Origin of the sequence: Streptomyces sp. NBC_00670 (genome assembly GCF_036226765.1) — a bacterium.
Taxonomy (GTDB): domain Bacteria; phylum Actinomycetota; class Actinomycetes; order Streptomycetales; family Streptomycetaceae; genus Streptomyces.
In genome coordinates this window covers 5,209,681-5,236,000 of sequence record NZ_CP109017.1, presented here as the reverse complement: position 1 = coordinate 5,236,000, position 26,320 = coordinate 5,209,681, and the positions used below count along the sequence as shown (strand labels likewise).

Here is a 26,320-nt window from a genome sequence, read left to right as displayed (position 1 = left end):
CTCGCTCACAGCTTCGGGGCGATCTCTTCGGTCCAGATGCGCTCCCGCTGCTCCGTGCTCATGTGGCAGGCGGCCCAGTGCCGGCTGCCCACCTCGGCCAGCTCGGGGCGGACCGTGCGGGTCAGATCGTCCTTGGGGACGTCCGCGTACGGGCAGCGCGGGTTGAAGGCGCAGCCGGACGGCACGTTGATCAGGGAGGGCGGGGAGCCCTTGACCGGGATGAGGCGTTCCTGCTGTTCGCGGTCGAGCCGCGGCATCGAGCCGAGCAGGCCCCAGGTGTAGGGGTGGCGGGGCTCGTAGAACACCTTCTCGGCCGGTCCGCGCTCCACGCAGCGGCCCGCGTACATCACCAGCAGGTCGTCGGCGAGCTCGGCGACGACGCCCAGGTCGTGGGTGATGATGATGACCGCGGAGCCGAACTCCGTCTGCAGGTCGCGGATGAGGTCGAGGATCTGCGCCTGGACGGTGACGTCCAGGGCGGTCGTCGGCTCGTCCGCGATGAGCAGCTCGGGGTTGTTGACCAGCGACATCGCGATCATCGCGCGCTGGCGCATACCGCCGGAGAACTCGTGCGGGTAGCTGTCGACGCGCTTGTCGGGCTGCGGGATGCCGACCCGGTCGAGCATCTCCACCGCGCGCCGCTTGGCGGTCTTCTTGTCGACGTCGTGGTGGACCCGGTACGCCTCCACGATCTGCTGCCCGATCGTGTAGTACGGGTGCATCGCGGACAGCGGGTCCTGGAAGATCATCGACATCTGCCGGCCGCGCAGCTTGCGCACGTGGTCGGGGTCGGCGGACAGCAGCTCGGTGCCGTCCAGCCAGATCTCGCCGGATATCCGCGCCTTGCGCTTGCCGTACTGGCCGGCGGTGTGCAGGCCCATGATGCCGAGCGAGGTCACCGACTTGCCGGAGCCGGACTCGCCCACGATGCCGAGGGTCTTGCCCTTCTCCAGCTGGAAGCTGAGCCCGTCGACGGACTTGACCAGGCCGTCGTCGGTCGGGAAGTGCACCTTCAGGTCGCGCACTTCCAGGAAGGCGGAGGGTGCCGGCGAGTCCTTGACGGCCCGCGGCTCGCCGACCGCCGCTCCGCTCTTGCCGATGTCGGTCATGCCAGCCTCACTCGGGGGTCGATGACGGCGTACAGGATGTCCACGACGAGGTTGGCGACGAGCACCGCGAGCGAGGTGATCAGGGTGACGCCCAGGATGAAGGGCAGGTCCTGGTTCTTGATCGCGTCGAGCACCTTCTGTCCGAGGCCGGGCAGGCTGAACGTGGTCTCGGTGAGGATCGCGCCGCCGATGAGGGCGCCGAGGTCCATGCCGAGCATGGTGAGGATGGGGGTCATCGTGGAGCGCATGGCGTGCTTGCGGATGACGACCGGCTCGCGCAGGCCCTTTGCGCGGGCGGTGCGGATGTAGTCCTCGCCGAGGATCTCCAGCATGGTGGCGCGGGTGATCCGGGCGTACATCGCCGCGTAGAGGAAGGCGAGGGTGATCCAGGGCAGGATCATGCCGCCGAGCCAGCCGCCGAAGCCGTCCTTGAGGGGCACGTACTGCCCGTCGATCCAGCCCAGTCCGTAGCTGAAGATGGCGAGCGAGAGCAGGCCGGTGAAGTAGATGGGGAGCGAGACACCGCTGAGCGCGACGACCATCGCGCCGCGGTCCCAGATGCTGCCGCGCTTGAGCGCGGAGAGCACACCCGCCGCGACACCGAAGACCAGCCACAGCACGGCGGCACCGAGCGCCAGGCCCAGGGTCACCGGGAAGCGGTCGGTCAGCACCGGCCAGACGGACTGCTCGCTGCGGAACGAGTAGCCGAAGCAGGGCGCGGCGCAGTTCGTGACGTCGCCGCCGCCCGAGTAGGTGCGGCCGACGAAGATGCCCTTGAAGAACTCCCAGACCTGGGAGTAGATCGGGTCGGCCAGGCCGAGCTTCTCCCGTACGGCCTCGACCGAGGCGGGGTCCGCCTGCTTGCCCACGAAGCTCGTGGCGATGTCGACGCCCGCCCATTTGGGGACGAGGAAGAAGATGCTGAAGACCACCACGATGATGACCACCAGCATCACTGCGGCGGCGAGCAGCCGCCTGATGAGGTAAGCGAGCACAGCTTACGGCCCGCCGCGGACCGCGGGCCGCCGGAGGTCTTCCGGCGGCCCGCGGTCACGCCGCGCCGGCCTTCACCTGCCTTTCGTGCCGTTCGGCGGGTGTGCCGGGATTTACTTCGTGGACTTCAGGCCCATGTTGACGAAGTCGTACATACCGCTGTACGCACCCGTCGTGTACACGTTGGCCACGTTCGAACCGCGCCAGTTGATGAACTTCTCGAAGACGAAGGGCAGGTAGTAGCCGCCCTCCATGACCTTGTGGTTGATCTCCGTGGCGATCTCGGCCTTCTTGGAGTCCTCGAGCGTCTTGTTGTAGTCGTCGAAGAGTCCGTCGATCGCCTTGTCCTTGATCATGGCGAAGTTGTTGTTGCCGCTCTCGAGGATGTACTTGCTGTCCCACAGCGGCAGACCGAAGCCCTGGACGGACGGGAAGTCCGGGCCCCAGCCCATGATGATGATGCCGTAGCCCTTCTTCTTCACGTTCGAGGGGCTGCCGATGATGCCGGCGGTCTGCGAGCCGTCGTACTGGTCGATGTCGACGGTGATGCCGACCTTCTTCAGCGAGGCCTGCATCGACGTGGCGGTGGCCACCTCGACCGGCTTGTTGTTGCGGACCGCGATGGTGGTCTTGAAGCCGTTCGGCTTGCCGCAGGCCTTCAGCTCTTCCTTGGCCTTCTCGACGTTGCCGTTCTTGTTGTCCGTCGCCAGCTTGTACGGGTCGTACTTCTGGCCCTCGGCACCCGGCACCGACGGCGGGAGCATGTTGGTGCCGATGTCACCGCCGGCCTGCGGGCCGCCGCGCGCGGTCTGCAGGGAGACGTGGTCGGCGCCGTAGATCACGGCCTTGCGGCAGTGCTCGTTGTCGAACGGCTTCACGTTCTGCGGGAAGACCGCGTAACGGATGTAGCCGGAGACCGGGTTGTCGACGTTGGCCTTGTGCTCCTTCAGGGCGGTGGAGCGGCCCTGCGGGGACAGACCGGTCTGGGCCAGGTCGATGTCGTAGTCGCCGTTGATCAGACGCGAGTCCAGGTCGTTGGCGTTGGTGAAGAACTTGATGCTGACCTTGTCCGGGTAGGCCTTGCGGACCGGGTCCGAGGAGGCCTTCCAGTTGGTGTTGCGCACCAGCATCAGGTTCTTGCCGGGCGCGTAGGACTGGAACTTGTACGGGCCCGAGGAGAACGGGTGCAGACCGTACTTGGACTTGGTGTCCTTGTCCTGGCGGACCGGCGAGGACGAGGTCAGCGCCAGCATCTGGAGGAAGTCCGAGTTGGCCTTCGGCAGGTGGAAGACGATGGTCTTCTCGTCCGGCGTGTCGATCGCCTTCAGACCCAGGTGGTCCTTGGAGCTGTCCTTGTAGGGGCCCTTGTACTCGCCCTTGGGGTCGAGGACGTCCTTCATGTAGACCGGACCGCCGGACAGCACGTCCTGGGCCCACTGGCGCTCGATGCCGTACTTGATGTCCTGGGCGGTGATGGCCTTGCCGTCCTCCCACGTGACGCCGTCACGCAGGGTGAAGGTGTAGGTCTTGCCGTCGTCCGAGACCTTGCCCATGTCGGCGGCGAGGTCGGGGGTCAGCTCGGCGCCCGTGGTGCCCGGCTCCGTCTTGTACGTCAGCAGCTGACGGCTGTAGTAGCGGGAGAAGTTCCACATGAAGCCGTAGTAGCCACGGGTGGTGTCCCACGAGTCGGCGTCCTGGACGCTGGCGAACTTGAGCTCGCCGCCCTTCTTGGCCAGCGAGGCCTGGGCGACCTTGTTGTTGGCCGCGTCGAAACCGGCCGCGCCGCTCTTCGAACCGCCGTCGCTGTCGTCGTTGCCGCCGCACGCCGCCGTGCTCAGCAGCGCGGCGACCGCGATCGCGGCGGCCGCCGCCTGCTTGCGCCGCCCTGTGGTGCGTTGGGTAGTCACGATCTCGGATCCTCCGGATGTCAATCGGCTCGCGGACAATTCGCGAACCTCAGTAGGGGGTACGGCAGTTCAGCGGGAACCCTTCGGGTCGAGCGCGTCACGCACGCCGTCGCCGAAGAGGTTGAAGGCAAGGACGGTGATGAAGATCGCCACGCCGGGGACCACCATGAACATGGGGTCCGACTCGTAGTAGTCGATCGCGGTGGAGAGCATCTGCCCCCAGGAGGAGGTGGGCGGCTTGACGCCCACGCCCAGGAAGCTGAGCGCCGCCTCGGTGAGGATGTTGGTCGGGATCATCATCGTCGTGTACACGATGATGGGCGCGACCAGGTTGGGCAGCAGCTCCTTGAACAGGATGTAGAAGCGGCCGGCACCCAGCGAGCGGGCCGCCTCGACGTACTCGCGTTCGCGCATGGACAGCGTCTGGCCGCGCACCACACGGCCGATGTACGGCCAGCCGAAGAAGCCGATGACGAGGATCATCACGAACACGCGCACGCCGGTGCCGGACAGGCCCAGCATGTTGTTCGGCATCACCGAGACCAGGGCGATGATGAACAGCAGCTGCGGGAAGGCGAGCAGACCGTCCATGACGCGGCTGACGACGGCGTCGACCCAGCCGCCGAAGAAGCCGGCGAGGATGCCGAGGACGGTGCCGAGGACCACGGCCACCAGGGCCGACAGGAAGCCGACGAGGAGCGAGATCCGGGAGCCGTAGATGATGCGGGCGAAGATGTCGCGGCCGTTGACGGGCTCGACACCGAGGAGGTGGTCGCCGCTGATGCCGCCCAGGGACCCGGTGGGGGTGCCGAACAGCGGGTCGATCAGGTTCTCGTGGTAGGCGTCGGGGTCCTGCCCGGCCAGCAGCGGAGCGAAGATCGCGACCAGGATCAGCAGGAGTACGACGACGCCCCCCGTCAGGGCGAGCTTGTCCCGCTTCAGGCGCTCCCAGGCGATCCGGCCCAGGGAACGCCCCTGTACGGCCTTCGTACCGGCGCCTTGAACCGCCGCTTCCTCGGCCGCACTCGGAGCCGCTTCCGCGGTCGGCTCGTGCAATGGTGCCGTCATCTGGCAGGGACCCCTCTCAACCGGCGGTAGCCGGCCCGCACTTGCCGCTCGTAGCGGCGTGATCAGTCCGTCGTACACGGGAGCGAACGCTCCCCTGGTGCGGGAGTCTTCAACGCTCCGGCGATCTGTTGCCAGGGTTGACGGTGAATGGATGCGCAACCGTGATGCTCTTTGAGGTGTTCCGTTATGCGGACAGTGGGTAACGGGAGCCGGACGAGGGGCAATTGGGGCATGGGACCCGATAGCCGAACGGAACCGATCCTTCCGTTGCCATCTACGCGCGAAGAAACACGGAGTTAACGTGAAGGTACGATGAGCAGCCTTCACGCGGCAGCGTACGCGTGTCTCAGTATCCGGGCGTGTGCGGGTAGCCGTAGCCGGAGGCGGGCGCACCGGCCGGGGCGTGGGCCTCGCGGTCGTAGAACGGCCGGGCCCGGGCGCGCAGCCACATCGCGACGGGATCGTGCGGGTCGGAGAGCGCGACGGTGGAGACGGGCAGCCCGTCCGGCACGGCGACGACCGACTGCCGCATCATCGTGCGCACCGCGTCCACCGCGGGCGGCGAGGCCTCGTAGACGTCCAGGCCGATGGCGAGGTACGGCGCGCCGAGCGCGGGCTGCACCCAGGCGCGGCGCAGCGCGCGCACCGCGGGGGTGCGGTGCGCGTTCTGCGTGAGCAGGGCGTAGAACTGCGGGATCTCGATGGCCGGTTCACTCATCCGCAGCGGTCCGGCCGGCTGCCTGTCCAGCCCCGTGGCGATCCGGCGCAGATCCAGCCAGGGGACGCCGACGCCGCCGCCGGGGGCGTGCGGATTGAGCCACAGGCCGTAGTGGTCGGGGTAGAGGGCGCGGGCCGCCTCAAGGCCGTCGACCACCTCGTAGGAACGGTTCCAGCCGCTGGCCGACAGCTCCTGCGCGGACGTCACACAGGGGGCGTACGGGAAGCCGCCGACCTCCATCGTCCCGTACTGGGCGTCGGGCGAGCCGGTCCGTCCCTGCCACAGCAGCATCCAGAGATGGCCGGAAGAGGGCGCCGCGAGCGCGCGGAGCAGCGCCTCGTAGGCGTCGTAACGCCCGGGCGTGACTTGGCGCAGCATGTGCTCGACCTGCCCGGCCGCGGCCGTGCCCGACGCGCTCACCTTCTACCGCCCCTTCGCGAGACATTGGCTGGGGACAGCTTAAGGTCTGCCGACGGCTGGGGGGTGGGTCGGGGAGCGCGGCCCTTCACGGGGCGCTGTCAGTAGCCCAGTTGGTAGAAGGGGCGGACGTTCTCCCTCAGCCAGTCGCAGACGGGGTCCTGGGCGGCGTCCAGGAAGACCATGTTGACGGGGGTGGCGACGGGGGCCTTGGCCAGGGCGCGGCCGAGGGCGTCCAGGGGGACCGTGTGCGCCTCGGGGTCCCGGGAGGCGAGTTCGACGCCGACGAACATGACGGGGTCGGCCGTCTCGATCGCGGCCAGGCAGCGGCGGGCGGAGAGCACGATGCCGGTCGCGGCGAACTCGGCGGAGGCGGCGGCGAGGAGGTCCACCGGGTCGTCCTGCCAGTCCGGCTCGAACAGCCGGACGCGGCCGCCGGAGGCGGGGCCGTCCAGCGGCGTACGGCCGCCCCGGCACAGTTCGGCCACGGCGTCGGGCGGCAGCGGGATGCCGAGCACGCCGTCCGGGTTGACGGCGAGGCCCACCTGCGGGGGCAGCCCGCGCGCGAACTCCACGGCGGGGGCGATGGTGAACCCCATGTGCGCGCCGACGACCTGGCGGAACTGTTCCTCGGAGCTGAAGACGGGGACGTAGACCTGGCCGTCCAGTTCCAGGGTGGGCAGGTCGAGCGGACCGCCGTGCGCGCCGCGGCCGTTGGGGAGCGGGACCCAGAGGAAGCTGCGGGTCAGCACCTCGACGATGCGGGCGCCGGCGGAGGGCACACCGAGGGAGGCGGAGAGCACCTCCTCCAGCTCGTTGCCGGGCCAGCCGCCGTGGGGGTGGGGTTGCGGGTGCGCCTGTGCCGGGATGTCCATGTGTGTCTCTACCGCCCTGCCCTGCCGGTGTGTGCCGTTCCGGCACGAAACCTTATCCCCCGGTGGGGTTACCGGTCGCCCTCGAATTCGATCCTGCGCAGGGCGTCCGCGGCGGGGCGGTCCAGGAGCGTGGCGGAGGCGCAGCCCTCGGGGAGCGTGCCGCGCTCGACCGCGCGCAGCAGCCGTCGCGCGGCCCTGCGGTGCCGGAGGAAGGCGTACGGCGAGACGCCCCGGCCGCGCTCGCGCTGGCCCGCGCGGGCCTGGTCGGCGCCGACGTCGAGGATCAGCAGGTGCAGGGCGCCGCCGCGGCGGCGGGCCTCGCGGGCGAGCCAGCCGCGCACCCAGGCTTGCGTGCCGCAGTCGTGCACGACCACGCCGCCGCCGGCGCGGACCGCGCGCCGCAGTCCGGCGTAGTGGGCGAGCCGGACGAGGGGGCGGTAGACGGCGTACGGGAGGAGGCGGGGGGTGCGGGCGTCCCAGCGGTCGCGGGTGTCCTGCGAGTCGATGCGGTGGCCGCGTACGGCGCGGTGCATCAGCGTGGACTTGCCGCTGCCGGGGAGGCCGGTGACGACGACGACGTCGTGGGGGGCGAAGGTCAGGCCGTGGGGGGTGCGGCCGGCGCGGTCGCGGAGGTCGCGGACGACGGGGGCGGTCGGTTGTGGCGGCAGCGCGACCGTTGTCCGGTCGGGCAGTGCGAGGGCCGGTGTCGTGCCGTACGCCGTGGACCTGTCCACCCTGATCGTCTCCCTCCGGGACATGCGAGTCCCTTCCCCGCCGAGCGTAAAGAAAAGGTAATGCACGGCGTCTCTCCAACAGGTCCGCCTCGTGCAACAGGCCTGCTACAGAGCGGGGGTGGGGTTCTGCGGGTGGTTCGTGGTCGCTCGCGCAGTCCCCACCCACCCGCACTCGCCGCACGCATCCCACCCACCCGAGCTCTCCCGCTCCGCGCGCATGCGATGATGGCGCCCCAACCGCATACCGGCCGTTTGAATCCGCGCGGGAGAGTCCCCGGCCCGAGGGCTGTGACCGGGGCGCCGAAGGAGCAAGCACTCCCTTGAATCTCTCAGGCCCAGTTACCGCGCGGGCGAGGCACATCTGAAAAGCGGACCGCCGACGACACGACCCCGGCGGTCCCACCCAAGGTGCAAGCCACGACCCCGTCACCGGGTCACGGCGAAGCTCTCAGGTTCCGATGACAGATGGGGAGGACAGGCAGTCGCAGTCGTACTCCGCGATGCCCGTCCACACCCGTCTCGCCACCCTCCACCCGGGAGAACGACCGATGAGCAGCACCACCCCCGGCACCCCCGCCACCCCCCGCCGCACCGCCCTCGACGCCCTGCACCGCTCCCTCGGCGCCACCATGACCGACTTCGCCGGCTGGGACATGCCCCTGCGCTACGGCTCCGAACGCGAGGAACACCTCGCCGTCCGCACCCGGGCCGGCCTGTTCGACCTCTCTCACATGGGCGAGATCGCCGTCACCGGCCCGGACGCCGCCGCCGTCCTCAACCACGCCCTGGTCGGCGACCTCCGCTCGGTCGCCGTCGGCCGCGCCCGCTACACCATGATCTGCCGCGCGGACGGCGGCATCCTCGACGACCTGATCGTCTACCGGCTCGCCGACACGGAGTACCTGGTCGTCGCCAACGCCTCCAACGCGCAGACCGTCCTCGACGCGCTCACCGAACGCGCCGCCGGCTTCGACGCCGAGGTGCGCGACGACCGGGACGCCTACGCGCTCCTCGCCGTCCAGGGCCCCGCCTCCCCCGGCATCCTCGCCTCCCTGACCGACGCCGACCTCGACGGCCTGAAGTACTACGCCGGCCTCCCCGGCACCGTCGCCGGCGTCCCCGCGCTGATCGCCCGCACCGGCTACACCGGCGAGGACGGCTTCGAACTGTTCGTCGCCCCCGCCGACGCGGAGAAGCTGTGGCAGGCACTCACCGAGGCCGGCGCGTCCGCGGGGCTCGTGCCGTGCGGGCTGTCCTGCCGGGACACGCTGCGCCTGGAGGCCGGCATGCCGCTGTACGGGCACGAGCTGACCACCGGGCTCACCCCGTTCGACGCCGGACTCGGCCGGGTGGTCAAGTTCGGCAAGGAGGGCGACTTCGTCGGCCGCGAGGCGCTGACCGCGGCCGCCGAACGGGCCGAGCAGAACCCGCCGCGGGTGCTCGTCGGGCTGGCCGCCGAGGGCCGCCGGGTGCCGCGCGCCGGCTACCCGGTCGTCGCGGACGGCACGGTGATCGGCGAGGTCACCTCGGGCGCGCCCTCCCCCACGCTCGGCAGGCCGATCGCCATGGCCTACGTCGACGCCGCGCACGCCGCGCCGGGCGCCCCCGGCGTCGCGGTGGACATCCGCGGCAGCCACGAGCCGTTCGAGGTCGTGGCGCTGCCGTTCTACAAGCGCCGCAAGTAACGACGCAGCCGAGCAGGCAGGGCAACCGGGAGCACCCCGGAACGGCCCGGCACGGTTCTGCGCGCGCCGGGCGCCCGGGACATGGAGACTGGGCGCACGTCCGGGCGCCCGCCCCACACCCGTACCTCAAGCCACTTCACGCCCGTCCCCCACACCCCCCATTCCCACCCCATTCCCCGCGTACAGGAGAATCCAGCCATGAGCGACAACCCCCAGCAGCTGCGCTACAGCAAGGAGCACGAGTGGCTGTCGGACGCCGTGGACGGCGTCTCGACGGTCGGCATCACCGAGCACGCGGCCAACGCGCTCGGCGACGTCGTCTTCGTCCAGCTCCCCGACGTCGGCGCCACCGTCACCGCGGGCGAGACCTGCGGCGAACTGGAGTCCACCAAGTCGGTCAGCGACCTGTACTCCCCGGTCACCGGTGAGGTCACCGAGGTCAACGACGACGTGGTCGGCGACCCGTCGCTGGTGAACTCCGCGCCCTTCGAGGGCGGCTGGCTGTTCAAGGTGCGGATCACCGGCACCCCGGACGACCTGCTCTCCGCGGACGAGTACACCGCCTTCATCGCCGGCTGAGGATCCCACCCATGTCACCGTTGTCCCCCCAGTCCGCCCAGTCTTCAGTGTCCCTGCTCAACGTCCCACTGCACGAGCTGGACCCCGACGTGGCCGCCGCGGTCGACGCCGAGCTGGACCGCCAGCAGTCCACCCTCGAGATGATCGCCTCGGAGAACTTCGCCCCGGTCGCGGTCATGGAGGCCCAGGGCTCGGTCCTCACCAACAAGTACGCCGAGGGCTACCCGGGCCGCCGCTACTACGGCGGCTGCGAGCACGTCGACGTCGTCGAGCAGATCGCGATCGACCGCGTGAAGGCGCTGTTCGGCGCCGAGCACGCCAACGTGCAGCCGCACTCCGGCGCGCAGGCCAACGCCGCCGCGATGTTCGCGCTGCTCAAGCCCGGCGACACGATCATGGGGCTCGACCTCGCACACGGCGGGCACCTGACCCACGGCATGCGGATCAACTTCTCCGGCAAGCTCTACGACGTGGTCGCCTACCACGTCGACGGCGAGACCGGTCAGGTCGACATGGCCGAGGTCGAACGGCTCGCCAAGGAGTCCCGGCCGAAGCTGATCGTGGCCGGCTGGTCGGCGTACCCCCGGCAGCTGGACTTCGCCGCGTTCCGCCGGATCGCGGACGAGGTCGGCGCGTATCTGATGGTCGACATGGCGCACTTCGCCGGTCTGGTCGCGGCGGGGCTGCACCCCAGCCCCGTCCCGCACGCGCACGTCGTCACCACGACCACCCACAAGACGCTGGGCGGCCCGCGCGGCGGTGTGATCCTCTCCACGGCCGAGCTGGCCAAGAAGATCAACTCGGCCGTCTTCCCCGGTCAGCAGGGTGGCCCGCTGGAGCACGTGATCGCCGCGAAGGCCGTCGCCTTCAAGGTGGCGGCTTCGGAGGAGTTCGCCGACCGCCAGCGTCGTACGCTGGAGGGCGCCCGCGTCCTGGCCGAACGGCTGGTGCGGGACGACGTCCGGGAGCACGGCGTGTCCGTGCTGTCCGGCGGGACCGACGTCCACCTGGTCCTGGTCGACCTGCGCGACTCCGCGCTGGACGGGCAGCAGGCGGAGGACCGGCTGCACGAGATCGGCATCACGGTCAACCGCAACGCCGTCCCCGACGACCCGCGTCCGCCGATGGTCACCTCCGGGCTGCGCATCGGCACGCCCGCGCTCGCCACGCGCGGCTTCGAGGCGCGGGACTTCGCGGAGGTCGCGGACGTCATCGCCGAGGCGCTGAAGCCGTCGTTCGACGCGGAGGCGTTGAAGGCGCGTGTCGCGGCACTCGTCGCGACGCACCCGCTGTACCCGGGCGTGCGCAAGTAGTACGTCCAAGGGCGCACGCGCCGCCGTACGCCCTGTGGGGGCGCACGCACCGTCGTACGCCCGCACCCCCGGGGCGCGCCGCAACCCGCGCGCCCCGGACCCCGGCCGCCGCGCCCGCGCCCACACCCGCGCGGGAGCGGCGGCCCCGCCTCGCACCACCCCGCCCAGAGGAGTCCGCCCGTGGCCATCTCGGTCTTCGACCTGTTCTCGATCGGCATCGGCCCGTCCAGCTCCCACACGGTCGGTCCGATGCGCGCGGCCCGCATGTTCGCGCGCCGGCTGCGCAACGAGGGCCTGCTGGACCCCGCCGCCTCGGTCCGCGCCGAGCTGTACGGCTCCCTGGGCGCCACCGGCCACGGCCACGGCACCCCCAAGGCGGTGCTGCTCGGCCTGGAGGGCGCCTCCCCGCGCACGGTGGACGTCGAACGCGCCGACGACCGGGTCGAGGCGATCAAGGAGTCGGGCCGCCTGAACCTGCTGGGCGACCACGAGATCCCCTTCTCCTACGACGACGACCTCGTCCTGCACCGCCGCAAGGCCCTCCCCTACCACGCCAACGGCATGACCCTGTGGGCGTACGACGCCTCCGGCGCCGAGCTGCTGACCAGGACGTACTACTCGGTGGGCGGCGGCTTCGTCGTCGACGAGGAGGCGGTCGGCGCCGACCGCATCAAGCTGGACGACACCGTCCTGAAGTACCCCTTCCGCACGGGCGACGAGCTGCTGCGCCTGACGAAGGAGACGGGTCTGTCCATCTCCGCGCTGATGCTGGAGAACGAGCTGTCCTGGCGCACCGAGGAGGAGATCCGCGCCGGGCTCCTTGAGATCTGGCGCGTGATGAAGGCCTGCGTGGCGCGCGGCATGTCCCGCGAGGGCATCCTGCCCGGCGGTCTGAAGGTGCGCCGCCGCGCCGCGAACACCGCGCGCAAGCTGCGCTCGGAGGGCGACCCGGCGACCCTGGCGATGGAGTGGATCACCCTCTACGCGATGGCCGTCAACGAGGAGAACGCGGCCGGCGGCCGGGTGGTGACCGCCCCGACCAACGGCGCGGCCGGGATCATCCCGGCGGTGCTCCACTACTACATGGACTTCGTGCCGGGCGCCGACGAGGAGGGTGTCGTCCGCTTCCTGCTCGCGGCCGGCGCGATCGGCATGCTCTTCAAGGAGAACGCCTCGATCTCCGGCGCCGAGGTCGGCTGCCAGGGCGAGGTCGGCTCCGCCTGCTCGATGGCGGCCGGCGCCCTCGCCGAGGTGCTCGGCGGCTCCCCGGAGCAGGTGGAGAACGCCGCCGAGATCGGCATGGAACACAACCTGGGCCTCACCTGCGACCCGGTCGGCGGCCTCGTCCAGATCCCCTGCATCGAACGCAACGGCATGGCCGCGGTGAAGGCGGTCACCGCCGCCCGCATGGCCATGCGCGGCGACGGCTCCCACAAGGTCTCCCTGGACAAGGTCATCAAGACGATGAAGGACACGGGCGCGGACATGTCGGTCAAGTACAAGGAGACGGCGCGCGGCGGGCTCGCTGTCAACATCATCGAGTGCTAAGACGCATAGGCCCTGACCAGTACGTTCGTATCTTTCGGCGCTGTCGGGGCCTTCCCTGCTCAGGGTCCTCGCAGGGATACAGGTATCCGCTGTCGCCGGGCTCCTCACGGCACAGTGCAGTAACTCGTGATCATTCCGTCGCTCGCTTTGCTGATCGGCCGCCCCGACGCACAGGCGCACATCGTGAGCCGGACCGGACTGCTCACATCTTCTCCTTCCAGCCGACGCGGACCAGCCAGGCGTTCACCGGCCACGCCGTGAAGAAACCCACCACCATCGACACCTGCATCAGCATCCAGTAGGCAGCCGTCGTCTTGGGCAGCCCCGGCGAGAAGATCACCTCTTGATAGACCCACATGCCGAGGAAGAGGCCCACCTGGAACGCGAGGATCGACAGGGTGTCGGCCTTGATCGCGAGCCAGATCCCCCGAGCCCTGCTGACGTCACGCATCGGCGCGATAGTGAAGTACTGGAAGACCACGCCGAGGAGCCAGGCGAAAGCGAAGTCGAGAACGAAGTCCGCGTACAGGGCCTTGCCCGCGATCGCGAGGCCGGAGGCGTAGACCAGCCATTCACCGAGGATGTCACCGAGCGTGCACCCCGCCCCACAGTGACTGATCGCCTTCGACTGCACGACCCAGCCCGGCACTTCTCCCGGATCGGGCTGCCCCCGCTCCTCGATCACCGGCACGGAGTCGCGCCGCCCACGAGTGAAGTAGAACCAGAGAGCGACCGGGCCCCAGTACAGCGCGGTGATCGGGAAGACCAGATTCATGATCCACATCTTCTGGCGGTATCCGCGTCCGAAGATGTCGAAGGCGATGATCAGCGCACTGGCGAAAGCAACGCCGAGACTCAGCCAGCCGATCGTCTCGATCCAGCCGGCGGGTTGCGTGCGTGGGTCCATGTGATCTCCTGCTGGACGGGCTGCTGCACGAGGCAACCCAGGTACCCCGGACAGCCGCGAGGCACACGGCCGACCGTGCCGAGGTCCCGTCGAGCGGCGGAGCGGCCGTCGCCCGGGAAAAGGACGCCGACAACACCCGACGGCCGACGACGAGCAAGCACGGCACCACCGGACGGGAACGCACGGCGGCCCGGGCCTCGGCCGTCGACCTCGTCGCGGCTCCCACCCCGCGCGGCGACGACCGCGCTTCCCACGCCCCGAGCCCTGCCCGACGTACCGCCTTCCACGGCACCACACCGAAACCCCGGCGAGATGCCCGCTTGACAGGTTTTGCATAATGCAAAAGTATGGAAGGGGAAGCAATGCGAGGCAGTGGGCCGACCATCGACAGCAAGCACGCGGAACAAGTGATCAGTGCGGCACCGGGCGGCCCGTTCCCGGCGAGAAGAGGGGCGAGACTGCGCTCCGCGCCCTGGCTCCCGATGTTCCTCGCGGTGGTCATCGGAGCCGGTGCGGGTGCGGGCTCGGTCGTCTTCCGCTGGTGCATCCAGGCGTTCACGCACCTCTTCTCCGGCCACGCCGACTACGCGGCCACCACCGGTGCGGACAACCCGCACGTGCCGTGGCTCGGCCGGTACGTCGTGCTCCTCGCGCCCGTGGTGGGCGGCCTGCTGTACGGGCCGCTGGTGGACCGGTTCGCCCGGGAGGCCCGCGGACACGGGGTACCGGAGGTCATGCTCGCCGTCGCCCAGCGCGGCGGACGGATCAGTCCCAAGGTCGCCGTCGTCAAGACGCTGGCCTCCGCCTTGACCATCGGCTCCGGCGGCTCGGTCGGACGCGAGGGACCGATCGTGCAGATCGGCTCGGCGCTCGGCTCGACGCTCGGCCGCATGACGGCGGCGACCGAGGGACGGATGAAGCTCCTGGTCGCCTGCGGCGCTGCGGGCGGCATCGCGGCCACCTTCAACGCCCCGCTGGCCGGCGTCTTCTTCGCCATGGAGCTGATCCTGGGCACCTTCAGCGCGGAGGCGTTCGGGGCGACGGTGCTGGCCAGCGTCACCGCCAGCGTGATCGGCCGGGCGGCCTTCGGCGACACCGCTTTCCTGGACCTGCCGGACTTCCACGTCGCCCACCTGCCCCAGTACGGTCTGTTCGCCCTGCTCGGAGTCGTCGCCGCCATGGTCGGCGTGGGCTTCTCGCGCTTCCTGTATCTGGTCGAGGACGCCTGCGACTGGCTCTGGCGCGGCCCGGAGTGGCCTCGCCCGGCAGTCGGCGGACTGGCGCTCGGGCTGGTACTGCTGGCCCTGCCCCAGATGTACGGCGTCGGCTACCCGGTCCTGGAGAGGGCCACCGAGGGCGGCTATGCGATCGGGTTCCTGCTGCTGCTGTTGGTGGGCAAGATGCTGGCGACCAGCCTGACCATCGGAATCGGCGGCTCGGGCGGCGTCTTCGCGCCCAGCCTGTTCATCGGCGCGATGCTCGGCGCGGCGTACGGCATCGGTGTCCACGACCTGCTGCCCGGCACAGCCGGCGCGGTGGGCGCTTACGCGCTGGTCGGGATGGGCGCCGTCTTCGCGGGTGCCTCCCGGGCCCCGATCACCGCCGTGGTGATCCTCTTCGAGCTGACCGGCGAGTACTCGATCATCCTGCCGCTGATGCTGGCCATCGTGCTGGCAACCGCCACCAGCCGCCTGCTGACCCGCGACACCATCTACACCCTCAAACTGCGCCGCCGCGGCATCGACATGGAAGGCCCCGTCCGCGGCGCGCGGATCGGCGCCCAGCGGGTCGGTGCCGTCATGGAGACCCTGCCCTCGCCCCTGCCGTCGTCCATGGCCCTCACGGACGCCGCCGACCTGCTGAGACTGTCCGGACACGGTGCGCTGCCGGTACTCGACGACGCCGGGAAGTACGTCGGTGTCGTCACCGCCCAGGCGGTGGCCGAGGCCCTGGCGGAACAGCCTGACGCGGCTCCGGCACGCATCGGAGAACTCGCCGAGCCGCCCGCGCCCGTCACCGTCGACCAACCCCTCGCCCAGGCTCTGCACGCCCTACTGGCATCGGCGGGCACCGGGGTGCCGGTGCTCGACCCGGCATACGGCGGACCGGTCGGGTGGCTCAGCCACCAGAGCGCCCTGCGCGCGGTGCACGACGCGGCGGCACATCCGACGTACGGATGACGGCCGGACAGGGCATCCGTCCCCGTCCGGCAGGTGGCGGGGGCGTCGGTGACCCGCGGGCCCACCGGCGAAGAGAAGGGTTCATCCCTCCGCTCCGTCGGCGTCTCCACCGGCCACGGGGGCGGGCGGCAGAGACAGCCGGAAGGACCGCACCACCGCGGTCACACACCCGACCACCAGAGCCGTGGCCCAGCCGCCGAGGCCCCGTAGCGCCCCGATTGCTCCCGCCCTGGTTGTGACCCCGCGGGGAGGGACCCGCCCCATCGGATCATGGACGATGGCGAGCGCGTCCCCGGGGCGCGTGGTCCGCCCGCATCCTCGCCAGATACGGACCGCGAGGGGTACGCCGTCGCGGTCCGCCACCGAACAGACATAACGGCCCCGTCCATCAAGTGACTGGGCCCTGGTCCGTACGGACGTCACGACCACGGACTGCACCTCTCCCCGTTCCGCGAGGACTACGCCCGCGGCGGCCTGAGGCGCCTGGAGAGCGAGGCACACGCCCAGTACGGCGACGATGCCCACCAGTGCCCGGCCTGCCCGTATCAGCAGCAGGTAGAGGGCGAGCGCCAGAGCGCACACCACGCCCGCCTCGCCGCTCGCGAGCGCGGGTCTGCCGGTCCAGGCACCGAGGAGGGCCGTGCCCACGACCGCTCCCGCGCCCAGCACGCCGGCGAGGACTCCCTCACCGACCAAACACCACGGCGGCAGGCCCACGAACTCCGCCGGCCCCCACACCATGGAGCGGACATGAGTCCTCACGTGCCGCTCGGCGGGGGCCGGAGCCCGGCGCCAGGTACGCATGTGATCCCCCCACTTCCCGTGCCCTTCTCGGGCGCGTCCCGGGGAGGCGTTCCACCGCCCCGGACGGAGCCGACGCACCATCTCGGTCCGCACACCCCGCAGGCACATGGCGGCGAAACCTGGCATCCGTACCCCTCTTGCACTATGCAAAAAATGGACGGGCGCAGAAGAGCCGGCCTCTTCTGACCGGAGTCCGGCGACCGTCAAGCCTCGGGTACGGCCGCGGTGTCCACCGCCCAGCCGAGGGGGAACACCCCGGCATCGGCGGCGAGAGCGGCGGACTCCCCACCCGCCTCGTTGAAGGCGGCCAGGGCTTCGATGAGCGCCAGCCGCTGCACCGGTCTGAGCTTCTCGACGATCGCGGCGATCTCCGCACGCCGCCGGGCCGTGACGTACTCGACCGTGCGCCGTCCTTCCGGCGTGAGCCGCAGCAGCGTCTCCCGGCGGTTGCCAGGATTGGCCTGCCGGTCCGCGAGGCCGGCCGCGATGAGCCGGTCCACCATGCGCATGGCCGTCGACGGCGCGACCTGGAGCAGGTCGGCGAGCGCGACCAGTTTGGTGGCGCCCCGGGTGGACAGCACGACGAGCATCCGGAACTGGGGCACGGTGACCCGCTCCTCCACCGCGGCGAGCGACCGTGCGGAGACCGCCACCAGCAGTCGGGAAGCGGTGAGTACCGCCCGGGTGACCGTGTCGACATCGTCGGTGATCCCTTCGAGGGACCTGTGTTCCGGCATCTGCATGTGTCCTTTCTACCGTGCCGAAATCGTCGCCCGTTCAGGCGCCGGGCAGGTACCCGCCCTCGCCCCGACCGTGTCCGTGATAGCGCAGCAGGAGCATGGCCGCGTCGTCGTGCAACGGTCCCGCGGTGTGCCGCAGGAGGTCCTCGCGCACTCCCTCCAGGGCACGGTGCGCGTCGGATTCCTCAAGCAGGTGCGCCCGGTCGGCGAGCGGATAGAACGAACCGGTGTCGTCGCGGGCCTCGGTGACGCCGTCGGTGTAGAGCAGCATCTGGTCGCCCGGCACGAAGCCGACCCGGTACGGTTCCGGGTCATCGGCTGCGTAGGCGCCCAGACCCAGAGGCAGTGCGTAGGACGGCGGCTGCGGGAAGTGGACGGTGCCGTCCGCGCATACGACCATCGGGGCGGGGTGTCCGAAGCTGAGGACGGCCGCCTCGCCGCCGGAGCCGATCTCGGCCAGGACGGCGGTGACGAACTTCTCCCCCTCCGGATCCCGTGAAACGCTGCGCTCCAGGCGCTTACCCAGCCCCAGGAGCGAGGGCTCGTCATGGGCGGCTTCCCGGAAGGCGCCGAGCACCACCGCGGCCGTTTCCACGGCGGCCAGTCCCTTGCCCTGCACATCTCCCACGATCACCCGGACGCCGTGCGGCGACGCGACCACCTCGTAGAGGTCGCCGCCGATACGGGCCTCGGCAACGGCGGACGTGTAGGAGACGGCCACTTGGAGCGGGCCGGCGGTCCGCTGCACCGGGCGCAGGAGGACCCGCTGGGCGGCCTCGGCGATCAACCGCATGCCGGCCAGTTCGGCCTCCCGGCGGGACCGCATCACAGCGGCCGCGACGCCCGCGGCGGTGACTCCCGCCACCGACGCCAGCGCGGTGAGCCCCCGGCGCCCCTCGAACAGGCCGTCGTAGAGACCGAGTCCCGCACAGAGTGCGAGGGCCATCGCACCGATCAGCGCCGTGCGCCGCCATCCGCCGACCAGGCCGGCGAAAGCCGGTCCCAGCGAGACCAGCGGCAGGAAACCCACGCCCGGTCCGGCGACGACGTCCGCGACCGCCACGACGGCCATGGCCGCCAGCGGCATGCAGGACAGCATCACCGAGCCGGCCGTCGGCCTGTTCACGCTCATGACGCACTCCAGCGCTCTCACGGTGACTGGCAGACGCTCCACCCTTCCCTTCCTGAGCGCCCCTCACCGCCTTAGACTATGCAAAATTTTTCTTTATGAAGTAGCTGTTGCCGACCGCTACGCCGAACCGGCGCCGGAAACGGACGCCGTCTGTCCCGAAGAAGGTGAGAACGACGCGCGAAGACACGAGCACCATCCGGCCCCCCACTCCTACCGACTGGCGAAGTCCGGCCGCCCGCGCGTCCGTGCTTCTCTTCCGGATAGGCCTCGGGCCCCTCCTCAGCAGGCGATTCGTCCTGCTGCACCATGTGGGCCACGAAACCGGGTACGACCGCCGGGCCGTCGTCGAAGTCGTGGCGTACGAACCGTCACGCCGCAGCTGGGTGGTCGCCGCCGGCTTGAGTACCGACGCCGAGTGGTACCGCGACCTGCGCGCGCAGCCGAAAACAGTCCTGCAGTTCGGCAACCGCCACCACGCCGTCACCGCACGGTTCCTCACTCCGGACGAAGGCGCCGAGATCACGGCGCGCCACGTCGGGCGGCATCCCCGGTCCACCCGGCGTCTGTGCGCGTTCCGGGGACTGTCCTGTGACAGCAGCGAGTCGTCGTTGCGTGAGGCGGGCCGCGCGATCCCCTTCGTCCGTCTCGACGGAGACATGCACCAGCCGGTGGCTACACACCGGCCGTGAGAAGACAGGGCACGAAGGAGGCAGCAGTGCTGGACCCCGTTCCCGAGTCCGTGTGGGAGAAATTCCTCACAGACAGCGAGGAAGCCATACTCAGGTCCGCTCCCCGGGAGCCCTCGGCAGGGGAGCGGGCCGCCCCGCGCGGAAACGGCCGCGGAACCAGGAGCGGTGATGCCGTGGGCGAACTGTGGCGCCTGGACGACCGGCCCGGTCCGGCATGGCGGCACCTGGGCACCCGGGACCGGTTGCGTCGTGCGGGGCGTGTCCTCGGCGCCGCGGCCATACTCGGCCTGCTCCTGGGCCTCTTCTCCTGCCTGCCCGCCGGCTCTCCACGTCCTTTGGAAGAGCCGCAGGAGGCCGGTCCTCGGCAGTCGCGGAGCGCCGCCGCCGATCCGTCGGCCGCCATGGAGCCGCACTCGCTTCAGGCCGGCAGGAAGTAGCGCAGCCATATGTAGCCCAGGGAGAGCGCCACGGTCGCCGCGGTGACGACGAGACCGTACTTGGTGAACTGCCAGAAGCCGATGGGCCGACCGCTGCGCTCGGCGATGCCGAGGACGACGACGTTGGCGGAGGCACCGATGGCCGTGGCGTTGCCACCGAGGTCGGCCCCGAGAGCAAGGGCCCACCACAGCACGTGGTCGCTGCCGCCGCCCATGTCCTGGACCAGGTCGCTGGTGAGGGGAGCCATGGTGGCGACGTACGGAATGTTGTCGACGACGCCGGACAGGACCGCCGAGCCGCCCAGCAGCGTCAGGGAACCGCCGAGTTCGTCGCCGCCGAGGAGGTCCGCGAGACCTCGCGAGACCTCGCCGACGACACCGGTGTCGATGAGGCCGCCGATCATGACGAAGAGTCCGGCGAAGAAGGCCAGGGTGGGCCACTCGACCTCGGCCAGGACCTCTGCGGTGTCCACGGTGGAGACGGCGACGAGCAGCCCCGCCCCGAGCAGGGCGACGACACTCGGCTCGTAGTGGAGTACGGGGTGGAGGACGAACCCGGCGACCACCAGGGTCAGCACGGCCAGGCCCTGGACGAGCAGCCGGGGGTCCCTGATCGCCTCCCGTTCCTGGAGCGCCATGATCTCGGCCGCGCGTTCTCCGTCGTAGACGAAGGCCTTGCGGAACATCACCCGGCACAGGAGCAGGAGCACCACGACCAGGACGGCCACCAGCGGGGCGAGGTGGAGCAAGAAGTCGTCGAAGGCGAGGCCGGCGCGGCTGCCGATGATGATGTTCGGTGGATCTCCCACCAGGGTGGCGACACCGCCGATGTTGGAGGCCAGCACCTCGGCGATCAGGAACGGGGCGGCGGGCAGCGCGAGGCGTTCGCAGACCAGCAGGGTGACCGGGGCGATCAGCAGGACTGTGGTGACGTTGTCGAGCAGGGCCGAGGCGAGGGCGGTGATCACGACCAGCATGGCCATCACCCGGAAGGGTCTGGCACGTGCCCGCTTCGTCGCCCAGATGGCCAGGTACTCGAACAGGCCGGTCTTCTTCAGCACTCCGACGATCATCATCATGCCCATCAGCAGGAAGATGACGTTCCAGTCGATGCCGGACTCCTCGGAGTAGAAGGCCGAGCCGTCGTCGGTCGCCCCGATCGCCAACATCAGACCCGCGCCGCCCAGGGCGACGGCGACCCGGTGGATCTTTTCGCTGATGATCAGGGCGTACGCGCCGACGAACACGACGACGGCGGCCCAGCTGTGCCAGTCGTTCACGATCCTCCGTCTGCCGGGAGTGCTTGTGCCGGGATGCCTCGGGAGGTGTCGCCGGTGCCCGCCAGATCCTCGACGTCGAAAGCGCGGGCGATCGGCACGTCCGTCGAGCTGTGCGCGACGATCGAGACGGCGATGCAGACCGCGACGAGCGTGAAAGCCTCTTCGGCCTGGGGAATTCCGGACCGCAGGACAAGCAGTCCGTACACCACGGACGCGAATCCCTTCGGGCCGAACCAGGCAGCGACCAGCCTTTCCCGCCGTGAGAGCGCCGTACCGAGCAGGGACAGCAGCAGCGAGGCCGGACGGACCAGGAGGATCGCCAGGACCACGGCCGCACAACCGCCTGGCGACAGGTCACCGAACAGCTGAGGGGTCAACAGAGCACCGAAGACCAGCAGTGCCGCGAACTTCGCCAGCTCCGCCAGATCCTCGCCCAACGACTCGAAGGACTTCTGCGCCTCCGGGGACACATGAGCGAGGACCGCCCCCGCCGAGAAGGCTGCCAGATAGGGGTTGGCGTGCGTCAGGTGACAGCCGGCGTACAGGAGGATCCCGGTGGCCAGTGGGAGCAGCGGCTGGAGTTTCGGCTCCGCTCCCAGCAGTCGGAACCGGGCCAGCCCGCTGACCAGCAGAGGAAGCACGACGCCGCATAGCAGTCCCAGCAGCAGCTCCAGCCCGGTCCGCCCCGGGGACGGCTCCGTACCGGCGGTCGCGGGCCCGGCCGCGGCGATCAGGACCAGGACGGCCGGGAGGGCCAGCCCGTCGTTGACGCCGCTCTCCACGTTCAGCAACTGGCGCAGTTTGGCCGGGACCTCCGCACGGCCCACGATCGCCGAGGCGAACACCGGGTCGGTCGGCGCCAGGACCGCGCCCACCAGGAAGGACGTCGTCCAGTCGAAGCCCACCAGGTAGTGGGTGGCCAGTGCCATGAAGACGAACGCGAGCGGCATGCCCAGGCCCAGGGCGCGTGCGGGGTTCCGCCAGTTCGTACGCAGCTTCGGCAGTGACACGTGCATGCCGTCGGTGAAGAGCACTGAGAACAGGGCGAGATCGGCCGTCACGGACACGATCCCGCTGTCAGGCGTGATGTGGACCAGTCCGAGAAAACCGTCGCCGACCAGCGCACCGCCCGTCAGGAAGAGGAAGGACGTCGACAGCACCGTGCGGGCGGCGAGCCCGGACAACAGCACCGCCACCAGCAACGCGGCACCGAACACCAGTACCAGGACCACGGTGAGAAGCCCCCGATCGGAAGAGAGATCTGTCCTCTGCTCGCCGACCAGGCTTCCCGGCACACCGTCGCAAACCCTACAGGATCCTGACGTGTCTCCGACAGATCACCGCAGAGCTTCGCCGGACACCCACTTTCCCTCCGTCCACCACGGCCACCGGGCGACACCATGTCGACCGTGGACGACTTCTACACGTTGCCCACCTACGGGTACACGTGGGACACCGCCTGGCATCGGTGCAACTGACAGTGCCGGCCGTCGGTGTCTTGGCAGGAGTCGCGTTCAGTCCGGGACAGCGGCAGATGACCAGCTCCTGCTCCGTACCCTCGGGTACCAGGGGCCGGCATTCCGCCCCCTGCCGATCCGCGACAGACCCGATGCCGGACAACGGCCTGTCGCCGTCGTTCGTGCCGTTTGCTCAGCGGCGGGGCGATCGAATCACCAGGCACTCCCGGCTGCGGCGGTGCTGTCACTGACGCCGTTCTGATCTGATCAGGCGCTCGGTTCGGCCGCGCTGATGTCGCCCAGCGCCGAGGTGGGATCGCGTTCGACGGTGAGGTCGCCCAACGCGACGATGCCGACAGGGCGCCCGTCCTCGACGACCGGCAGCCGGCGAACAGCCTCGGCACGCATCAGCTGCACCGCACGGTCGACGTCATCGTCGGGAGCCACGGAGGCCGGCTCGCTGCCGCACACCGCACGCACCGTCCGGCCCGAGAGCGCGCGCTGTCGTGCTCTTGGGCGGCGGCCGACGCATGGCCCCACAGTCCGAGGGCGGCGAGGCGGCCGGGGCCGGCAACGATCGCCGCGGCATGGTCCAGAACGGCACTGCGCAGTCGTGCGCCGACCGAATCGGGGTGGGCCAGCAGCAGATGGGCCGTCGGGCCCAACGTCGTGGTCAGCATCACCCAGCCGAAAGGCCGGCCGATCGCGCCGACCCCGGCGAGCAGCACGGCGGACGGACAGCACGAACAGCCGTAGACCGGAGGCCAGGCGGGTGCGCGCGGCACCCCGTCCGTTCCGTCCCTCTGCTTGCGGTGTCCTACGCGCCGTCATGCGCACCCGCCGCGGGATGCGGAGGAAACTGGCGCGGGTATGGGCACAGCGACTTCCTTCCTCGAAGGCGGCTCGACGGCGGTCGAGTCGGTGGCGACGCGCCGGGCAGTGGTGGTGACGCGCCGGGCGAGCGGCTCAGTCCGTGACGGGTTGCGCGGTGGTGCTGTTTCAGGCCGCCCCGAAGACCTGCGCCACGCCGTCGTCGGGTCCCTCCGACTCCGGGTCCGTGACCAGGACGACCTCGTCCTCGGCGTCCAAACGGGTGTCGGGATGCAGGGTGAGGAGCTCTCCCTTTCTGATGACGAGCGCGATCCAGACGTCGGCCGGCAGGTCGAGGTCGTCGACGCGCGTGTTCTGGGCCGTCGCGCCGGGCCGGACGCGGTAGCGCCGTATGCCGGTGGGTGGTGACCGGAACCGGATGCCGAGCGGCCACGGTCGCAGCGGCGTGGAGCGCAGGGACACATGGCAGCGCCGGGCGAGCCAGGGGATGAGGGTTCCCTGGACGAGGATGGAGGCGGCGACCACGACGAAGACGATGTCGTAGAGGGAGCGGCCGTGGGTGGTGTGCTCGGTGAGCAGGAAGCTGCCCAGCAGGATCGGCACGGCGCCCTTCAGCCCGGTCAGGGAGAGGAAGACCCGCTCCCCGGTCCGCAGCCGTACCGGCCGCAGCATCAGCATCATGACCACCGGGCGGACCAGGACGAGCGTGATCACGGCCATGACCGCGCCGTCGCCCCAGGCCCCGAGGTTGTCGAAATCCGCCAGCGTGACGGTCAGGCCGAGTGCGGTGAAGGCCGCGATCTCGCCGAGGCTGGACAGCGCGTCATGAAACCGCTCGATCTCCCGTTCGAACGGCACCCCTCTGTCGGCCAGCACCACCCCTGCGGTGAACACCGCCAGGAAGCCGGAGCCGTGCGCCACGGTCGCCACTCCGTAGATCACCAGTGCGCCCGCCATGACGGACAGGGAGTAGAGGCCCTGGCCGGGCAGCCGCACTCGGCGCAGGAGCCGCAGCAGCGCCAGCCCGCCTGCCACGCCGACGGCCGTCCCGACGGCGATCTGCTCGACGAAGACCCAGGCGACATGCCCGACCGCGGCCCCACCGGTCCGGCCGCCCAGTTCGAGCACCGCGGTGAGCAGGGCGATGCCGGCCGGGTCGTTCAGACCGGCCTCGCCGTTCAGCAGCGTGCCACTGCGCCCGGCGATCTCCTTGCGCCCCAGGGCGGAGAAGACCGCCGCCGGATCGGTCGGTGCCAGCGCGATGCCGAGCAGCAGTGCCGGCTCCCACGGAAGGCCGAGGAACAGATGGGCCAGCGTGCCGGTCGCCGCGGCGATCACGACGGTGCCGCCCAGCCCCATCCAGGACGCCGCCGCCAGGGACGGCCGCAGCCGGCGCCAGCCCAGCGACGCACCTCCGTCCAGCAGGACGAAGATCAACGCGACCGTGACCAGCCGCTGCACCATGTCCAGGGGAATCGTCCGGAGGCCGGGCACCAGATCGGAGACCACGGCCGCGGCGAGGAGGAAGAAGGCGGGGGCGGGCACCCGGATGCGCTCGCTCACGGGATGGAAGACGAGGGCCGCGGCCATCACCGCCCCGGCGATCAGCACCGCCCAGCCGAGCGATTCGACCTCCTGCGTCATACCACCCGCTCCTCACCAGCCCCGGTGACCGCCGTGTTGCCGCCACCGCGTGCGCAAGTACCCGCAGACCAGCCGCCGACCCGCCGGGAGAGCCGCTGATGGCGAGCGGGGCCGATGCGCATTCCAGTGCGGTGTGCCGGGGTGTGAAGGGCGAGGGGGCGGGTAGCGGAGATCTGGCCTGCCCGGGTTCACCTGGCAGGCGCGGAGGCGTGCGATTCGGCCGCGCACAGCGGTTGACCGCACTCGCCGCCCTCCGTCCCGTGTCACACACAGAAGTAGGTCTGTACAACGTGTCTCTCGCCGCCCAAGCCGTCGCCCCGATCTACGACCAGCTGATAGCCGAACGAGGCGACCTGCCCGCGATCGCCGCCCGCACCGCGGAACGGACCAGGCGCGAGGCCGCCGAGATCCTGGACTTCTCCTCACTGGGTGCGGCACTGGGCGCAGCCGACGCCGCGGCGGACACCGGTGACGACGGCGACAGTGAGGACGACGGAGACCTGGCGACCGGTCACTGACCGGTGCGACGGCGAGGTGGCCCAGTGACGTTGGCTCAGCGCCGTCCGGCCCGCGGCCGGTGACAAGGCAGTGCCCCTCCCGGGCACCTCGGCCGGCATGACTGATTTCGCGCTCGAAAGCGCCGCATTCAGCGATCACACCTTGATTCCCGACCGCTGCGCGCGGATCGCCAGCGGCACGCCGGTCGGCCCCTCTCACCGTTGACGCACTTTCTCGTGAGATCCGGTACGCCCCTCTCGCATCCGCGCACCGTGCGACAACGCGAACCCGCAGGGACCACGGGCCGGCACCGTGTTCTTCGGCGGCGCGGAGGCCGCGGGCGGGCTGGACGGGCTGGACGGGCTGCGGGCCGAGTAGGCCAGGATCCCGTACGCCCACGTCGGGCTGGTACAGCTGCCGGACAGCGTCGACGACACCCAGGCGATCCCGCTCTCGGACATCCACCCCACCGCCTGGTCCGGGGCCCGGACGCCCTGGTCGAGCAGGCCGAGCAGGCCGAGCAGGCCGACCATGAACGGGACGAGGCCGCGCCCGGACAGAACCCGGACGGGGACACCTGGGTACCCGGCACCGCGGCCACCGCCGGCTCCCCGGGACCCTCCGCGGCCGACGCGACGAACCCGGAGGTGCCGTAGCCATGACGGTGAAGAACGGTGGGTCCCGAACCGACCGGCCGGCGACGGGAGGGCCCCCTCCGGGGCCTGCACGTCCGTCAGGACGGCTCGCGGCGGGCGCGCTGTCAACATCATCGAGT

General features: G+C 70.5%; 24 protein-coding genes and 2 riboswitches. Of the genes, 8 read left to right on the top strand and 16 right to left on the bottom strand.

Annotated elements, in window-relative coordinates; genetic code table 11:
* Positions 1-5: 5 nt before the first annotated feature.
* From OIE12_RS23395 to OIE12_RS23365, 7 genes are all read right to left on the bottom strand, one after another.
* Positions 6-1,109: an ABC transporter ATP-binding protein gene (locus OIE12_RS23395; protein ID WP_329138414.1), complete on the bottom strand. Its 1,104-nt coding sequence runs from the start codon at positions 1,107-1,109 to the stop codon at positions 6-8.
* The gene (locus OIE12_RS23390; protein WP_329138412.1) at positions 1,106-2,104 is read right to left on the bottom strand and encodes an ABC transporter permease; all 999 of its coding nucleotides are present in this window, start codon (positions 2,102-2,104) and stop codon (positions 1,106-1,108) included. The genes OIE12_RS23395 and OIE12_RS23390 overlap by 4 nt, the downstream gene beginning before the upstream one ends.
* 111 nt (positions 2,105-2,215) lie before the next feature.
* Positions 2,216-4,009 (bottom strand): ABC transporter substrate-binding protein, encoded by a 1,794-nt coding sequence (locus OIE12_RS23385; protein ID WP_329138410.1) that lies wholly within the window; start codon positions 4,007-4,009, stop codon positions 2,216-2,218.
* A gap of 69 nt (positions 4,010-4,078) precedes the next feature.
* Positions 4,079-5,077, bottom strand: a complete 999-nt coding sequence (locus OIE12_RS23380; RefSeq protein WP_329138408.1) for an ABC transporter permease — start codon at positions 5,075-5,077, stop codon at positions 4,079-4,081.
* Positions 5,078-5,423: 346 nt separating this feature from the next.
* Positions 5,424-6,215 carry an enhanced serine sensitivity protein SseB C-terminal domain-containing protein gene (locus OIE12_RS23375; RefSeq protein ID WP_329138406.1) on the bottom strand — a complete coding sequence of 264 codons (792 nt, stop codon included), beginning with the start codon at positions 6,213-6,215 and terminating at the stop codon, positions 5,424-5,426.
* A 98-nt stretch (positions 6,216-6,313) separates the two neighbouring features.
* On the bottom strand, positions 6,314-7,087 hold the full coding sequence (locus OIE12_RS23370) for an enhanced serine sensitivity protein SseB (RefSeq protein WP_329138404.1): 774 nt from the start codon (positions 7,085-7,087) through the stop codon (positions 6,314-6,316).
* A gap of 68 nt (positions 7,088-7,155) precedes the next feature.
* A complete protein-coding gene (locus OIE12_RS23365) occupies positions 7,156-7,821 on the bottom strand; it encodes an AAA family ATPase (protein ID WP_329138402.1) in 666 nt (221 codons plus the stop codon).
* A 253-nt stretch (positions 7,822-8,074) separates the two neighbouring features.
* Positions 8,075-8,176, top strand: a riboswitch (glycine riboswitch).
* A riboswitch (glycine riboswitch) is annotated at positions 8,177-8,296 on the top strand. It abuts the riboswitch before it with no gap.
* A gap of 73 nt (positions 8,297-8,369) precedes the next feature.
* Here OIE12_RS23365 and gcvT point away from each other — a divergent pair.
* The 4 genes from gcvT to OIE12_RS23345 all read left to right on the top strand — a co-directional run bounded on the left by gcvT (position 8,370) and on the right by OIE12_RS23345 (position 12,946).
* On the top strand, positions 8,370-9,506 hold the full coding sequence (gene gcvT / locus OIE12_RS23360) for a glycine cleavage system aminomethyltransferase GcvT (RefSeq protein ID WP_329138400.1): 1,137 nt from the start codon (positions 8,370-8,372) through the stop codon (positions 9,504-9,506).
* Positions 9,507-9,704: 198 nt separating this feature from the next.
* Positions 9,705-10,085: a glycine cleavage system protein GcvH gene (gcvH, locus tag OIE12_RS23355; RefSeq protein ID WP_329138398.1), complete on the top strand. Its 381-nt coding sequence runs from the start codon at positions 9,705-9,707 to the stop codon at positions 10,083-10,085.
* Positions 10,086-10,132: 47 nt separating this feature from the next.
* A complete protein-coding gene (gene glyA, locus OIE12_RS23350; RefSeq protein WP_329142154.1) occupies positions 10,133-11,398 on the top strand; it encodes a serine hydroxymethyltransferase in 1,266 nt (421 codons plus the stop codon).
* 180 nt (positions 11,399-11,578) lie between these two features.
* Positions 11,579-12,946 carry an L-serine ammonia-lyase gene (locus tag OIE12_RS23345; RefSeq protein WP_329138396.1) on the top strand — a complete coding sequence of 456 codons (1,368 nt, stop codon included), beginning with the start codon at positions 11,579-11,581 and terminating at the stop codon, positions 12,944-12,946.
* 202 nt (positions 12,947-13,148) lie between these two features.
* Here OIE12_RS23345 and OIE12_RS23340 read toward each other — a convergent pair whose 3' ends face one another.
* Positions 13,149-13,853, bottom strand: a complete 705-nt coding sequence (locus OIE12_RS23340) for a DUF4396 domain-containing protein (protein WP_329138394.1) — start codon at positions 13,851-13,853, stop codon at positions 13,149-13,151.
* A 482-nt stretch (positions 13,854-14,335) separates the two neighbouring features.
* Here OIE12_RS23340 and OIE12_RS23335 point away from each other — a divergent pair, with 482 nt between their 5' ends.
* Positions 14,336-16,033 (top strand): chloride channel protein, encoded by a 1,698-nt coding sequence (locus OIE12_RS23335; RefSeq protein ID WP_329142153.1) that lies wholly within the window; start codon positions 14,336-14,338, stop codon positions 16,031-16,033.
* An 81-nt stretch (positions 16,034-16,114) separates the two neighbouring features.
* Here the strand turns inward: OIE12_RS23335 and OIE12_RS23330 are convergent, their stop codons facing one another.
* The 3 genes from OIE12_RS23330 to OIE12_RS23320 all read right to left on the bottom strand — a co-directional run bounded on the left by OIE12_RS23330 (position 16,115) and on the right by OIE12_RS23320 (position 18,709).
* The gene (locus OIE12_RS23330; RefSeq protein ID WP_329138392.1) at positions 16,115-16,837 is read right to left on the bottom strand and encodes a hypothetical protein; all 723 of its coding nucleotides are present in this window, start codon (positions 16,835-16,837) and stop codon (positions 16,115-16,117) included.
* A gap of 203 nt (positions 16,838-17,040) precedes the next feature.
* Positions 17,041-17,574, bottom strand: coding sequence for a MarR family winged helix-turn-helix transcriptional regulator (locus OIE12_RS23325; RefSeq protein WP_329138390.1), 534 nt, complete (start codon positions 17,572-17,574; stop codon positions 17,041-17,043).
* A gap of 40 nt (positions 17,575-17,614) precedes the next feature.
* On the bottom strand, positions 17,615-18,709 hold the full coding sequence (locus OIE12_RS23320; RefSeq protein ID WP_329138388.1) for a PP2C family protein-serine/threonine phosphatase: 1,095 nt from the start codon (positions 18,707-18,709) through the stop codon (positions 17,615-17,617).
* A 245-nt stretch (positions 18,710-18,954) separates the two neighbouring features.
* Here OIE12_RS23320 and OIE12_RS23315 point away from each other — a divergent pair, with 245 nt between their 5' ends.
* Together OIE12_RS23315 and OIE12_RS23310 are read left to right on the top strand one after the other, a co-directional pair.
* Positions 18,955-19,398, top strand: coding sequence for a nitroreductase family deazaflavin-dependent oxidoreductase (locus tag OIE12_RS23315; protein WP_329138386.1), 444 nt, complete (start codon positions 18,955-18,957; stop codon positions 19,396-19,398).
* A 173-nt stretch (positions 19,399-19,571) separates the two neighbouring features.
* Positions 19,572-19,835 (top strand): hypothetical protein, encoded by a 264-nt coding sequence (locus tag OIE12_RS23310; protein WP_329138384.1) that lies wholly within the window; start codon positions 19,572-19,574, stop codon positions 19,833-19,835.
* On the opposite strand, the gene OIE12_RS23305 is transcribed toward OIE12_RS23310, so the two are convergent.
* The 4 genes from OIE12_RS23305 to OIE12_RS23290 all read right to left on the bottom strand — a co-directional run bounded on the left by OIE12_RS23305 (position 19,817) and on the right by OIE12_RS23290 (position 25,047).
* A complete protein-coding gene (locus OIE12_RS23305) occupies positions 19,817-21,115 on the bottom strand; it encodes an ArsB/NhaD family transporter (protein ID WP_329138382.1) in 1,299 nt (432 codons plus the stop codon). The genes OIE12_RS23310 and OIE12_RS23305 overlap by 19 nt on opposite strands.
* On the bottom strand, positions 21,112-22,347 hold the full coding sequence (locus OIE12_RS23300) for a cation:proton antiporter (protein WP_329138380.1): 1,236 nt from the start codon (positions 22,345-22,347) through the stop codon (positions 21,112-21,114). The genes OIE12_RS23305 and OIE12_RS23300 overlap by 4 nt, the downstream gene beginning before the upstream one ends.
* 492 nt (positions 22,348-22,839) lie before the next feature.
* Positions 22,840-23,403: a CBS domain-containing protein gene (locus OIE12_RS33510; RefSeq protein WP_443054068.1), complete on the bottom strand. Its 564-nt coding sequence runs from the start codon at positions 23,401-23,403 to the stop codon at positions 22,840-22,842.
* A gap of 168 nt (positions 23,404-23,571) precedes the next feature.
* Entirely contained in the window at positions 23,572-25,047 is a 1,476-nt protein-coding gene (locus OIE12_RS23290; RefSeq protein ID WP_329138378.1) for a cation:proton antiporter domain-containing protein, read from the bottom strand.
* Between the two features lie 290 nt (positions 25,048-25,337).
* Between OIE12_RS23290 and OIE12_RS23285 the strand changes: the two genes are divergently transcribed.
* Positions 25,338-25,565, top strand: coding sequence for a hypothetical protein (locus OIE12_RS23285; protein WP_329138376.1), 228 nt, complete (start codon positions 25,338-25,340; stop codon positions 25,563-25,565).
* A gap of 195 nt (positions 25,566-25,760) precedes the next feature.
* On the opposite strand, the gene OIE12_RS23280 is transcribed toward OIE12_RS23285, so the two are convergent.
* Positions 25,761-26,078, bottom strand: coding sequence for a hypothetical protein (locus OIE12_RS23280; RefSeq protein WP_329138374.1), 318 nt, complete (start codon positions 26,076-26,078; stop codon positions 25,761-25,763).
* Positions 26,079-26,320: the final 242 nt, after the last annotated feature.